We start from the raw sequence: 13,932 nt of genomic DNA on the forward strand, positions 1-13,932 counted from the left end.
AAATTCCTTAAAAATGTCGCTAACTCTTAAAAATTTTATTAAGCACGTAGAAGAACGTAACCCTAATGAACCCGAGTTTTTACAAGCTGTAACGGAAGTAACGGAAGATTTAATCCCCTATGTTAACGTAGATCATCCCGAATTAATAGACTTAAAAATTTTAGAACGTATTGTTGAACCAGAACGTGTAATTTCCTTTCGGGTAAACTGGTTGGATGATAACAATCAGATTCAAATTAACAGAGGGTATCGTGTTCAAATGAACAGTGCTATTGGTCCATACAAGGGAGGTTTGCGATTTGCACCAAACGTTAACCTAAGTATCCTAAAGTTTTTGGCTTTTGAGCAAGTTTTTAAGAATAGTTTAACCGGTTTACCAATCGGCGGTGGTAAAGGCGGCTCCGACTTTGACCCAAAAGGTAAATCTGACCATGAAATCATGCGCTTTTGCCAATCTTTTATGACAGAGTTATATCGTCATATCGGTGCAGATACCGACGTTCCTGCGGGTGATATCGGTGTAGGCGGACGCGAAATAGGATATTTGTTTGGTCAGTATAAACGCATACAAAATAATTTTACAGGCGTATTGACCGGTAAAGGTACAAATTGGGGTGGATCATATATTCGCCCTGAGGCAACAGGATATGGACTCTTATACTTTGTAGAATGTATGCTGATTCATAGAGATGAAAGCATAATTGGTAAAATGGTGGCAATTTCCGGAGCAGGTAATGTGGCGTATTACGCGGCTGAAAAAGCAATTCAACTCGGGGCCAGAGTAATCACTTTATCGAATAGTACAGGTACAATTTTTGATTCGGAAGGGTTTACCATTGAAAAGCTTAATTACATCAATACACTGGGAAGAGATTTGGTCAAGTTTTCAAAAAAATACAAATCAGCTTCATTCCATCCCAAAGAAACACCTTGGCAATTTAAATGTGATATCGCGTTACCATGCGCTACACAGAACGAGCTAAATGATCAGGACGCGTTGAGACTGATAAAAAACGGTTGTAAAATAGTGGCTGAAGGTGCAAATATGCCGTCTACCGCTACAGCAATCAAAGCTTTTCATAAAGCGAAAATTCTGTTTGGACCAGGGAAAGCGGCTAACGCAGGTGGTGTGGCCGTTTCTGGATTGGAAATGTCCCAAAACTCGATAGGTCTACAATGGCACTCGGAAAAGGTAGACGGTAGATTAAAGACCATCATGCAAAATATCCATAAAACCTGTGTGCGATACGGTAATGAAGACAATGGCTATATCAATTACTTAAAGGGAGCAAATATCGGAGGCTTCATTAAGGTCGCAGAGGCGATGAAGTCACAAGGCGTTGTTTAAAATTAAGCACTAGAATTAACATTACGTAAAGCAGGATTCAATTTTTAGAATCCTGCTTTTTTGATGTGCTTTGGAATTATACCTTTGTACATATTAAACCCTAAAGTAACAATATAAAAAATAAACATATGCGGATACTTGCCGAGCTCCCCCACCCCGATTGCAAAATATCAATCTTTGGAATGAATCAAAAATATATCATCAAATTCGAACAAGGCACACTCGAACAATCGTATAAGCTAGCAGAGACTGATGTAATCGGTGGCGTAAATGGAATCTTCGAATTTCTAGATGAGACCTTTATAAAACAGGTATTAGTTAATTTTGCCAACATGCGTATGAATTTTATTGCAGCATATCAGAGATATGAATAAATAAATTAAGTGAATGTCATAAGTTATTTATATTGAATATATTATAAATATGAACCAGGTGTAACCAAATTTAATTTGGATACATCTGTACTGAATGACGTTTACAGCACGATATATTTACATAAATTATCTATATAAACAGTATAATAAGCTGATTATAATAAACTTATTATTGTTAACAAAATTTTATTTGGTGATATTTTTTACAAGTTTTGGTACTCCTGTCGACGCATTATCTTTAATAACACGGGTAATAGATGGCACGATAAAAGCGTCTGCATTTGGGTCAATTACCAGAACCTCGCAATCCGCTTTTACTTCGTATAGCAGATTTGCTGCAGGATAGACTTGAAGCGAAGTCCCCACCACGATAAAGATATCTGCCTCAGAAACAAGTCTTATTGCGGGGTCAATATTAGGAACAGCTTCGCCAAACCAGACGACATGCGGACGAAGTTGTGTACCAAGTTCACACAGTTCGCCCATTTCTAAGTTATCGCCAATGATAGGATAAACGAGTTTCGGGTCTTTGGAAGATTGGGACTTTATAATTTCACCATGCAGATGCAAAACTTCCTCACTTCCTGCCCTTTCATGCAGGTCGTCAATATTCTGCGTAATAATTACGACGTTATATTTTTCTTCTAAAGCCAATAGTGCTTTATGTGCTTCATTGGGCTCCGCTTTCCGGCAAGCAGCTCTTCTTAGATTATAAAAGCGCTGCACAAGTTCTGGATTGCGTATCCAGGCCTCTGGAGTTGCTACATCTTCCAAATTATACCCTTCCCAAAGTCCATCTTGACCGCGAAACGTCCGTAAACCACTTTCAGCGGAAATTCCAGCTCCCGTAAAAACAACTATTTTCTTTTTCATTAGGTAACTTTAACTAAACTTTTACAAATAAAAACGGGTAGCATTTGCTATGCTACCCGTTAAAAATATTAATAATTTTTCGGTTACCAGAATTTGACGTAAAGCGCACCGATGATAAGAATAGTCAAAACAATCATGACCATCACAGACGGCTCTACTTTGAACATCTTTGTATCGATTACAAATGCCTTAGGATTTATCTTAGGTCCCGCTAAACTCACAATTACCATAGTAACAACCGTAAAAGCGAACGCTAAGCCCATACAAATCTGAAATGGTATTTCGTATGCACCTTTACCATTCGGATAAGCTGTATACAATAAGGTGTCGTTACCAAACAAAGCAGGTGCGTAATTATTGAACAGGACGGAAAGTAGGAACCCCATAATCAATCCTGTAATGGCTGCAGCTCCAGTAGTTCTTTTCCAAAACATACCGAGTAAGAACATTGCCAGCACCCCGGGACTGATGAATCCGGTATATTTTTGGATAAACGTAAAACCTCCTTCACCACCAATGCCCAATAGATCATCCCAAGTGAATAATACGGAAACTGCTATAGAAGCAATGACTGTTGCTTTTCCAATGTTCACCAGCTTTCTATCAGAAGCATCTTTGTTCATGTATTTCTTATAGATATCCATGGTGAAAATCGTCGCAATACTGTTTGCTTTTCCGGCTAGGGACGCTACAATAGCTGCTGTTAAAGCCGCCAATGACAGTCCTTTGATACCGTCGGGTAGAAATCCAAGAATCGCTGCATAAGCATTATCTGCACGGAAAACACCATTTGGAGCCATTTCTTCTTGCAACGCCCCGTTTTTATACAACACATAAGCTGCAATTCCAGGTAACATTACAATCACCGGCATGAATAGCTTTAAGAAACCTGCAAATAGGATACCTGTACGTGCTGTTTTTAGGTCTGCTCCCAAAGCTCTCTGGGTAATATATTGATTACACCCCCAGTAATTTAGGTTAACAATCCAAATACCCGCTAAATACATTCCAATGCCCGGTAACATGAGATATTTATTAATCTCCGCCTGCGTCGACGTTTCGGTCGGTTTCTCTACGATAAGCTTAAAATGCTCGGGTGAATCCTTCATTAACTGTGTGAAACCAGCTAGAACATCGTTTCCTAATCCAAAATGCTGACTTACGAGTTGTAACGCCACATAAGTCGTAGCTACACCACCTATAATAAGTACAACCACTTGGATTACGTCGGTAAAACCGATTACACGCATTCCGCCTAACGTTATGACAATTGCAAAAATGGAAATAAGAATAATTATTAAATGGAAACTTCCACCACCCGCTAGGTTATCAATTGCGATTGCACCTAAATAAAGAATGGAAGTCAAGTTCACAAAAATATAAAGAAACAACCAAAATATAGACATAATAAGGCTTGTCGTCTCATTATATCTTCTATTGAGGAACTGAGGCATAGTGAATATCTTATTTTTGAGATAAACAGGAATAAACCATACCGCTACAATAATCAACGCGATCGCAGCTATCCATTCATAGGCCGCAACAGCAATCCCCACTTCAAAGCCGTTACCACTCATCCCTATAAATTGTTCTGCGGAGATGTTAGAAGCAATGAGAGAAGCTCCTATGGCCCACCATGTCAAAGAACCTTCTGCCAAAAAATAATCTTGACTGGTTTGTTCTTTACTAGTCTTTTTTCTGTAAATCCAATATCCATAACCCGCTACGACGAAGAAATAGATGAAGAAAATTACATAATCAATTAATGCAAATTTTTCCATTATTAGGTTTATTAAGTTTACTTAGTTATTTGATCGTTTTATAATATACCTCACTCCATTTTAGTTCGTTTTCAAAATTAGAAAGTGATGTATTTGCATCAATCTTCACCAATTCGATATCCGCCATTTTTGAGAAGTCTTCAAAATATTCCATCGTTAAATTTTGGCTAAAAACAGTGTGGTGAGCTCCTCCAGCATAAATCCATGCTGTACAAGCTGTTTTCATGTCCGGAAGTGGCTTCCATAATACACGAGCTACCGGTAATTTAGGTAAATCTTCTTTTGCTTCAACGGCGTCAACCGTATTTACAACTAATCTAAATCTATCACCCATATCGATCAGAGATGCATTTAACGCAGATCCTGCACTCGAATTGAACACCAAACGAGCGGGATCGGCTTTCCCCCCAATTCCTAATGGGTGAACCTCTAAACGAGGCTTTTCTGCCGATAATGATGGATCCACTTCTAACATGTGTGATCCTAAAACCATCGAATTATTCGGTTCAAAGTGATAAGTGTAATCTTCCATAAAAGCATTTCCACCTTCGAGACCTTGCGCCATTACTTTACAAGCACGCACCAAAGCTGGAGTTTTCCAATCACCTTCTCCCGCAAAGCCATAGCCTTTTTCCATTAACCGTTGTACAGGAAGTCCGGGCAGCTGCACCAAGCCATGTAAATCTTCAAACGTATCCGTAAAACCTTTATAACCTCCTGCTTCCAAGAATTTCGACAGTCCTATTTCAATTTTTGCTGCATCTATTACGTTCTGCCTATTCGCTCCACCCTCCTTCACATTGTCCGCTAGAATATACGTCGTTTCATACTCTTTTACGAGCGCAGTAATTTCCGCATCCGTTACATCATTAATGACATTTACTAAATCACCCACGGCATAAGTATTTACGGAGAAACCAAATTTACTTTCCGCTTCCACTTTATCTCCATCGGTAACAGCTACATAGCGCATGTTGTCACCGAAACGTACAAATTTTGCTCCTTGCCAATCATGCCAAGCCGCCGCTGCTCTTGCCCATACATTGATTTTATGCGATACTTCCTCATCCTGCCAATGCCCCGTAACTACTTTTCGGTTGATACGGAGACGGGAAACAATAAAACCAAACTCACGGTCTCCATGTGCTGATTGATTGAGATTCATAAAATCCATGTCCATTGTAGACCAAGGAATATCCCTATTATATTGGGTATGTAAATGCAACAACGGCTTATTCAAGATATTTAAGCCTCTAATCCACATCTTAGCCGGAGAAAACGTATGCATCCAGGTGATGATGCCGATACAATTTTTATCTGTATTTGCAGCTAAAATCGTATCGTAAATTTCTTCGGTGTTTTTTACGATAGGTTTATAGATTACTTGAACGGGTATAGTCTGCGAATCGTTAAAATAATTTGCAATCTCTTCTGCGTGCTTTGCAGCTTGAGCCAAAGTTTCCGGACCGTATAGGTCTTGACTACCGGTGATAAACCAAACTTGTAATTTATTTATTTCTGTCATTTTTACTAAAATTAGTCTAATTAGGATTGCCCGTAATACGAGTCTGGCCCATGTTTACGTTCGAAATGTTTTTTAATCAGGGAATCTTTAAGGCGAGGGGCATTCGGGTTAACTTGCTCCGTTAGAAGGGCCATCTGTGCTACAGTTTCAAGTACAGCACTATTATAAACAGCTTTATGACCATTCTTGCCCCAGGTAAATGGTGCATGATTACCAACCAATACCATCTCTACTTCTTTGTAATCCAATTCGTTAGCGGAAAAATGATTCATGATCTGAAAACCTGTTTGATATTCGTAATCTCCTTCAATCATATCATCTGCCATCGGTGGCGCACACGGAATATCCGTCGTTAAATGGTCCGCGTGAGTCGTTCCAAATATGGGGATATCACGCTGTGCCTGAGCCCATGCCGTACCGTAAGTAGAATGTGTATGTACAATACCACCTATGTCTTCCCAATGTTTATATAATACTGCATGTGTGAGGGTATCAGAGGACGGGCGCAGCTCGCCTTCAATTATATTTCCGTCGAAATCCACAATGACCATTTTTTCCGGCGAAAGGTCTTCATACGGTACACCACTCGGCTTGATAGCAAACACATTCCGCTCCCGATCTACGACACTTACATTTCCAAAAGTGAATAAAACCAAACCTAGTTTGGGGAGCTGCATGTTGCATTCGTATGCTTCCTGTTTTATCTTTTGATAAACACTCATATTTCAAATTAATTTTATTTTTTTTCTAAAGAATTGCCGGTATCCAAGTAATTTTTATAGCGTTTCTCATAGACGTGATGGCGATCTACATCTGGAAAATATTCCTTATCGAACCCCTGCCCCATATGTTGCATCGCTGTCTCTACATTAGGATAGATCTTTGCCACCGTCGCAGCAAACATCGCAGCACCAATTGCGCAAGTTTGCTCCGATTTATGTATTTTGATCGGCATATTCATTACGTCCGCCATCATCTGCATGATAAAAGAAGATTTTCGGGCGACACCACCAAGTCCGATCAATCCGCGAACTTCTACCCCTTCACTACGAAATCTGTCGACAATCTTTCTTGCCCCAAAACATGTAGATTCTACAATAGCTCTGAAAATTTGCACTACGTCAGTTCCCAAATGCAAACCGTAAATGGCTCCTTTTAGATTTTGGTTGGCATCGGGTGTTCTACGGCCATTAAACCAGTCGATAGCGTAAGGCAGATTAGACGACACGTCAAGTTCACTAGCCTTTTTGCTTAATTCGACAATTAAATTTGCATTCAGTTCTTCTATAATCTTAGGATCAACATCTATTAATTGCAGTGGTTGAATTAATATGTTTTTAAACCAGGCATACGCATCTCCAAAGGCTGATTGACCCGCTTCCAAACCTACCATATCAGGAATTACAGATCCATCCACTTGACCGCATATACCTTTTACGAGGGTGTCGCCAAATTCCTCCTTAGGAATAACCATCATGTCGCAAGTAGATGTTCCCATTACTTTACTTAAATAGTATGGTTCGATCTGACCTCCAACGGCACCCATATGGGCATCAAAAGCGCCTATTCCAATCAGTACATCTGAAGATAAGCCTAATCGGGCAGCCCATTCGGCAGAAATATTCCCGGCGGCTTCTGCCGATGTATACGTTTTTTTAGAAATACGATCGACAGCCCCATCCAACAGCGGATCAATATTCTTGAAAAAATCATTGGGTGGATAACCCCCGAAATCAGCCGACCACAGGCCTTTATGACCGGCAGAGCACACGCCTCGTTTGATCTCATCCGCATCCGAACCGCCTGTTAACAGAAAAGGTATCCAATCGCATTGCTCTACAAATGTATACGTATGTGCCTTCACCTCCTCGTCAACTCTTAATATATGTAAAAATTTCGACCAAAACCATTCAGAGGAATATATACCACCTACATATCTAAGGTAGTCGCCGCCATTTTCTTTTGCATAGCTATTTATTTCATCCGCTTCTTTTACCGCTGTATGATCCTTCCATAATACAAACATAGCATTGGGGTTTTCACCGAATTCAGGCAACAAAGAAAGTGGCACGCCTTCTTTATTAATAGCTATGGGGGTTGAACCGGTTGTATCAATGGAAATCGCCTTGACAGCATGCGCCACATCTTGACCAACTTGTTGTATACAATCTTTGATGGTTGTTTCCAACCCTTCGATATAATCAAGCGGATGTTGTCTGAATTGATTTGCAATAGGCTTACAGTACAAACCCTTTTTCCACCTAGGATAGTAAAAAACAGAAGCCGCCAGCTCTGTTCCATTGGAAGCGTCGACTAATACAGATCGCACAGAATCTGTACCATAATCCACTCCAATTACATAATTTGATTTCATCTATTATTTGTTTTTTATTTGCTGATGAGAGCTCGATGTAAATTATAGTGCTTTTTCCTATTATCCACTTAGTGATTACACGTCTTGTCGAGACATCTAAAAATGAGATTCCTCCACTTTGGTCAGAATGACGTTTTTGTATGTCAGGCACTTAAACGGATAATCAGAATTACATGCTTTCTGCTTTTTACATCTCGGTTTCATTCTATTAATTGTTAATATAACGGGCCTATTTAATTCGTGTCAAGATAACGTTTAATATACCATCATACAAATTTTATCTAAAAAATTTAATTGGGATTCGGAATAAAGTTGATAAAGGTGCTGAATTTTTCCTTGTAAATATCAGCGTTGAGCTTAAAGTAATAGGCCCCTTTTTTCGAATTCAACTTATCTTTTTCGCTTGTTTTGACTAACAGTTTCGTCGAAATGAGTTTTCTGTTGAAATTACGTTTATCTAAAATAATATCATATACACCTTCGTATAAAGAGACGATTTGGGGAATCGTGAATTTATCGGGTAATAATTCGAATAATATTGGATGTAAGGCAGCTTTGTATTTAAGACGATTGCGTGCTGCCGCTACCATATCATTATGATCAAAGATCAATTTGGGAACTTCGGTTAAAGAAAACCAAGCAGCTCTATAATCGTTAATTATCTGGTGTTTGTATTTTTGGATATCAATCAATGCAAAATAGCAAATACTTACGGTTCTTGCATAAGGGTCGCGATTAGGATTGCCAAAGACGTCCATTTGTTCCATATACACATCTTCCAGTCCTGTCAATTTCTTAAGGACGCGTATTGCCGCTTCATCAGGACTTTCAGTAGCTTCGATAAAACCGCCCATTAAGCTCCATTGATCTTTAAGAGGCTCAAATCCTCTATGAATTAGTAATAATTTAACATCTTCCCCGTCAAAACCAAAAATAATGCAATCAATGGCTACAAAGGACTTACAAGTTTCAGGATACATAATTTAAATATATGGATGTTATAGCAAAAAAATAGAGCCAACAATAAATGTTAACTCTACAATCACTAAATTATGATAATTTAATTACTTCACAAAGTATCTCGACTTAATTACTTCACAAAATACCGATGTTCTATGACAGTTACATCTTCTTTTTGCGTTACTTTTTCAATTGCGCCCTTTACCGAGCAATGCCCAGTAACACCTCTGTAAACTAAAGCTCCACCCAGTGTAATTCCAGAAATTGCAGAAATGGGGCTTCTAAACAGTTGTTTTACCCCTATTCCTAATATCAGTCCACCTGATATTACAGACAAAACGCGTTCAGAGGCTCCGACATTTCCATCGTTACAATTATCCTCTATTTTTCTTTTTATTTTATCAAAAGCTAAATTTAATATGCCATTCATGATCTATACTCCTTTTTTAAGTAAAACAACAGGAAAATCATTATGTTTGAAAAGCATTATAAAATTTTATAAACAGACTTATGCAAATAAAAAAAAATTCTGGCGAGCTGGTTGCTTTTGATCCAGATAGCCTGAGAAATTCACTTTCACGTTCCGGCGCTAATGATGACGAAGTCGAGAAAGTTTTTAAAGCAATTGATAACGAATTATACAATGGAATTTCGACAAAAAAACTCTATCAACTTGCTTTTGATTTTTTGAAGAACTTGAGAGAATCTTACGCCGCAAGATACAGTTTGAAGAATGCGCTACGGGAATTAGGCCCAGAAGGCTTTTATTTTGAGAAATGGATAGGCCGTCTATTTCAAGAAGATGGGTATCAAACAGTAACTGGCCAAACTTTGCAGGGGCATGCCGTCACACACGAGATAGATGTTGTAGCACTTCGTAATGAAAATCTACTCGCTGTAGAATGCAAATTTAGAAACGACACAAATGCAAAAATTTCTGTGACCACCCCCATGTATTTTATGTCCCGACTGAAAGATATATCCGGAATAACCTATAATTTTTTCAATAAAGAGCACGAAATTACCCAAGGCTGGCTCGTTACAAATGCCCATCTCACAAGCGATTCTATACGTTTTGGAGAGTACTATAAATTAAACTTATTGTCTTGGGATTACCCAAAGGAAAGTAGCATTAAGGCGCGGGTAGATAGTAACGGGGAATATCCAATTACTTGTCTTACAACACTCAATCAAAAAGATAAAGTTAGTTTATTAAAAAATCAATGCATATTGGTTAAAGATATTGTCCGAAATCCGGACTTCTTAGAATATATTCAAGCCATTGATGCCAAGAAAAAGCAAATTCTTTTAGAAGCCCACGAATTGATTGATAGCCAGTTAGGACATTAGTTTAAGTAGAGTACATATTGCACACCACCCAAAATATGCTTTTGGAACAACTCGGAATCGAAAGATTCTTCCGTGTGACCTAATCCTGTATAAAAAGATCTCCCCCCCTCATATTCCTGAAACCATGCTATAGGATGAAATTTCCCCATTTTCCCGCCTTCATAGCTCCTTTCGTCTAAGGTCATCAAAATATGAAGCCCCTCTTTCACATCCTTGAAATCATACCATTCGTCCTTATGAAACCACACCTTTTGCAAATGCTGCGTGGATAAATGCTTTTGGTCTAACACATCAATTTTGGCCTCCTGTACAGCAGGATGACTCACAAAATAACCGCCAACTAATCCACCGTACCAAGGCCAATTATACTCTGTATCCGATGCGGCATGAATACCTACAAAACCCTTGCCCGAACGAATAAAGTTTTGAATGTCTTCCTTTTGTTGATTATTAAAAAGGTCTCCAGTAGTACTTAAAAACAGAATAGCATCATAATTAGCTAAATTTTTTGCATTGAAAAAGTTTTCATCTTCGCTGTGAAAAGTTCCAATATGCTGATCATTCAGTAGTTTTTCGACAGTTTGCACACCTTTCTCGATACTCTTGTGTCTAAATCCTGTAGTCTTGGAAAAGATCAATACGTTCTTATTCTTTTGGGCCAATGCTTCTAGATGCAAAAAACAACAAAGTATAAGACAAAGAGAGCTGATTCGTTTCATTATTTACTTCGTTTTGGTAAGATAATAATTCAATGCTTCCTCGATATCTTCCGTATCCACATAAATATTGTATTCAGCATTACCGATTTCTTTTAATAACGCAAAACCTATTTTTTTATCTTCGTTCTTCTTATCGTTTTTCATTAGCTCAACAAAGCTATCGTATTGATCTACAGTATAGGTATACGGTGGAAATATATCTAAGAATAAAGTCGTCAAATCCTCCAAGTCCTCTTTTGATAATCCATTTAATTTATAAGATAAGAATCCTTCGCAGATCATACCAATTGCAATCGCCTCTCCATGCAACAAGGGACTACTATCATTATATAAAGAGTAACCTTCGATAGCATGTCCTATTGTATGTCCAAAATTCAATATTTTACGTAGCCCTTTTTCAGTAGGATCTTGAAGGATAACATCGTTCTTAATTTCCACAGAGCGTTTTATTACGGATATATCAATATTATTTAAATTCAAGCTTTTACAACGCTCATAAAGATCTCTGTCCTGAATCAAACCATGTTTGATGACTTCAGCAAACCCCGAACGTATTTGTCGATCATCCAAAGTCTCTAAAAATTTGCTACTGATAAATACAGCTTGAGGTTGTGTAAATGTACCAATAATGTTTTTTAAGTTATCAAGATCAATACCGGTCTTACCCCCTACAGAAGCATCTACCTGAGATAATAGCGTGGTCGGGATTTGAATAAAATCAATTCCGCGTTTAAATGTTGAAGCTGCAAACCCGCCCATATCCGTTACTACACCCCCTCCGAGATTAATCATTAAGGCGCTGCGATCAGCTCCAAAATCTAACATCGTTTTCCAGACACCAATACAAAAATCAATGTTTTTGTTTTCCTCGCCCGGGTCAATTTCAATAATGTCGTAATCTGTAACCGAAGGCATGGCAGCCTGTAAAACAGGTAGACAATGGTCATTCGTATTGCGGTCTACTAAGATTAATATCTGAGAATATTGACGTTGAAAAATAAACTCTTCTAGCGAAGAAAGATTCTCTTCAAAAAAAACCGTATAACCTAAACTTTCTAAAGTTTGCATAAATTAAATTTGAGCAATAAAGATATAATTTTTAAATGATTTCGACTCGCATACTTTCGAATTCGACCACATCACCTCGACGAACCTTAAGTCTTTTTCGAAGATCAACTTTACCATTATACTTTACAAGCCCTTCTTCCACCATGCGTTGAGCCATTCCTCCATGTTCTACCCAATTGAGCGCTTTCAATAATTGAATAAGTGGAATGAATTCCCCTTCGAGTGTAAACGTTTGCATAGACAAAAGTACACTTATCTCCTATAAAAAATGCTTTTTTTTAGAAATATTAAGATGATAAATCCATACTTTTGGAGATAATTTATACTTAGTGATGATAGCGCAAGAAAACAAGGCGAAACTGAATTTTGATAATACCGAAATCGCTTTTAAAAATAGAAGTGACAAAGATTTAGAAAGAGCATATTGGCTTTTTAAAATGGTAGCTAACAGCGCGCTTTTAAAAATAGGAACCCCAATAACAAATTTTTCATTACGTATCGGTCTTCCTATTCAAGGAATTATTCGAAATACAATTTATAGACAATTTTGCGGAGGTGAAACTATTCGCGGTTGTGCAGATTCTATCCGAGAATTGGGAAATGGGAATGTAACGACAATTCTGGATTATTCTGTAGAAGGTGAAGAATCCGAAGAAAACTTTGAGGCCACTTGCCAAGAGATTTTGTCAACAGTAGCCTATGCTAAACTAAACCCGTTGATATCATTTTGTGTATTCAAGCCCACAGGCATAGGAAGATTCGATTTATTTGCAAAAATAGACGCTAAAGAAGCGCTAAATGCAGAGGAAACTGCTGAATATAGGCGCCTACTAAATAGATGTGATCGAATATGTAAAGCTTGTTATGATGCAGGTGTTCGGGTATTAATCGACGCAGAGCATTCTTGGATACAAGATACGATCGACGATATCGCACGCGATATGATGGAAAAGTACAATAAACAAAACAGCATCGTTTACAATACATATCAATTATATAGACATGATAAAATTGCTTCTCTTAAAGCTGATTTTGCTTACGCTCAGGTGCAAAATTTTCACATCGGAGCCAAAATAGTACGAGGTGCTTATATGGAAATCGAACGGGAACGCGCCTCAGAAAAAGGGTACCATTCTCCTATTCAACCGACGAAAGCAGCGAGTGACATCGATTATAATAAAGCAATCTTATTCTGCCTTGATCATATTGATCGTATAGGATTAATGGCAGGAACACATAACGATGCGAGCTGTTTGCTGTTAGCCGAAGAAATGGACAGACGTGATATTCCGCATAACCATCCCAATGTCTTTTTTGCTCAATTGCTCGGGATGTCCGATAATCTATCTTTCAATTTAGGGGCAGCAGATTACAATGTGGCAAAATACATGCCTTATGGACCGGTGAAATCCGTAATGCCTTATTTATTTAGAAGAGCGCAGGAAAACTCTTCTGCGAAAGGTCAAACTGGTAGAGAGCTTAGCCTGATCATAAAAGAAAAGAAACGCCGTAGTGCAACAAAATAATTGTTAGATATTTGAGGCTGTCTCCTATGTTTGT

At 38.3% G+C, this 13,932-nt stretch carries 14 protein-coding genes; 4 read left to right on the plus strand and 10 right to left on the minus strand.

Annotation, left to right across the window (positions count from 1 at the left end):
* Window positions 1-13: 13 nt before the first annotated feature.
* Window positions 14-1,348, plus strand: coding sequence for an NADP-specific glutamate dehydrogenase (gene gdhA / locus C4F40_RS04920; protein WP_196938241.1), 1,335 nt, complete (start codon window positions 14-16; stop codon window positions 1,346-1,348).
* 182 nt (window positions 1,349-1,530) lie between these two features.
* A complete protein-coding gene (locus C4F40_RS04925) occupies window positions 1,531-1,722 on the plus strand; it encodes a hypothetical protein (RefSeq protein ID WP_313785019.1) in 192 nt (63 codons plus the stop codon).
* Between the two features lie 186 nt (window positions 1,723-1,908).
* On the opposite strand, the gene C4F40_RS04930 is transcribed toward C4F40_RS04925, so the two are convergent.
* The 7 genes from C4F40_RS04930 to C4F40_RS04960 form a co-directional block, all read right to left on the minus strand.
* Window positions 1,909-2,595 carry an SIR2 family NAD-dependent protein deacylase gene (locus C4F40_RS04930; protein WP_196938243.1) on the minus strand — a complete coding sequence of 229 codons (687 nt, stop codon included), beginning with the start codon at window positions 2,593-2,595 and terminating at the stop codon, window positions 1,909-1,911.
* An 83-nt stretch (window positions 2,596-2,678) separates the two neighbouring features.
* A complete protein-coding gene (locus tag C4F40_RS04935; protein WP_196938244.1) occupies window positions 2,679-4,376 on the minus strand; it encodes a sodium:solute symporter family transporter in 1,698 nt (565 codons plus the stop codon).
* A 25-nt stretch (window positions 4,377-4,401) separates the two neighbouring features.
* Complete coding sequence (araA, locus tag C4F40_RS04940) at window positions 4,402-5,901, minus strand: L-arabinose isomerase (RefSeq protein ID WP_196938245.1); 1,500 nt, start codon at window positions 5,899-5,901, stop codon at window positions 4,402-4,404.
* Between the two features lie 20 nt (window positions 5,902-5,921).
* Complete coding sequence (locus C4F40_RS04945) at window positions 5,922-6,623, minus strand: L-ribulose-5-phosphate 4-epimerase (protein WP_196938246.1); 702 nt, start codon at window positions 6,621-6,623, stop codon at window positions 5,922-5,924.
* Between the two features lie 14 nt (window positions 6,624-6,637).
* The gene (locus tag C4F40_RS04950; RefSeq protein ID WP_196938247.1) at window positions 6,638-8,275 is read right to left on the minus strand and encodes a ribulokinase; all 1,638 of its coding nucleotides are present in this window, start codon (window positions 8,273-8,275) and stop codon (window positions 6,638-6,640) included.
* Window positions 8,276-8,565: 290 nt separating this feature from the next.
* Window positions 8,566-9,255, minus strand: coding sequence for an NUDIX hydrolase (locus C4F40_RS04955; RefSeq protein WP_196938248.1), 690 nt, complete (start codon window positions 9,253-9,255; stop codon window positions 8,566-8,568).
* Between the two features lie 110 nt (window positions 9,256-9,365).
* Window positions 9,366-9,665 carry a YgaP family membrane protein gene (locus C4F40_RS04960; RefSeq protein WP_196938249.1) on the minus strand — a complete coding sequence of 100 codons (300 nt, stop codon included), beginning with the start codon at window positions 9,663-9,665 and terminating at the stop codon, window positions 9,366-9,368.
* A gap of 80 nt (window positions 9,666-9,745) precedes the next feature.
* Here C4F40_RS04960 and C4F40_RS04965 point away from each other — a divergent pair, with 80 nt between their 5' ends.
* Window positions 9,746-10,585 carry an ATP cone domain-containing protein gene (locus C4F40_RS04965; protein WP_196938250.1) on the plus strand — a complete coding sequence of 280 codons (840 nt, stop codon included), beginning with the start codon at window positions 9,746-9,748 and terminating at the stop codon, window positions 10,583-10,585.
* Here the strand turns inward: C4F40_RS04965 and C4F40_RS04970 are convergent.
* Genes C4F40_RS04970 through C4F40_RS04980 form a run of 3 tightly spaced genes read right to left on the minus strand, consistent with a single transcriptional unit; the run spans window position 10,582 to window position 12,610 of the window.
* Window positions 10,582-11,304: a ThuA domain-containing protein gene (locus C4F40_RS04970; protein ID WP_196938251.1), complete on the minus strand. Its 723-nt coding sequence runs from the start codon at window positions 11,302-11,304 to the stop codon at window positions 10,582-10,584. The genes C4F40_RS04965 and C4F40_RS04970 overlap by 4 nt on opposite strands.
* A gap of 3 nt (window positions 11,305-11,307) precedes the next feature.
* Entirely contained in the window at window positions 11,308-12,372 is a 1,065-nt protein-coding gene (aroB, locus tag C4F40_RS04975; protein WP_196938252.1) for a 3-dehydroquinate synthase, read from the minus strand.
* A gap of 31 nt (window positions 12,373-12,403) precedes the next feature.
* A complete protein-coding gene (locus C4F40_RS04980; RefSeq protein ID WP_196938253.1) occupies window positions 12,404-12,610 on the minus strand; it encodes an RNA-binding S4 domain-containing protein in 207 nt (68 codons plus the stop codon).
* Window positions 12,611-12,704: 94 nt separating this feature from the next.
* On the opposite strand from C4F40_RS04980, the gene C4F40_RS04985 reads away from it, so the two are divergent.
* Entirely contained in the window at window positions 12,705-13,898 is a 1,194-nt protein-coding gene (locus tag C4F40_RS04985) for a proline dehydrogenase family protein (protein ID WP_196938254.1), read from the plus strand.
* Window positions 13,899-13,932 lie beyond the last annotated feature (34 nt).

This window comes from Sphingobacterium pedocola (assembly GCF_015209965.1).
Classification (GTDB): domain Bacteria; phylum Bacteroidota; class Bacteroidia; order Sphingobacteriales; family Sphingobacteriaceae; genus Sphingobacterium; species Sphingobacterium pedocola.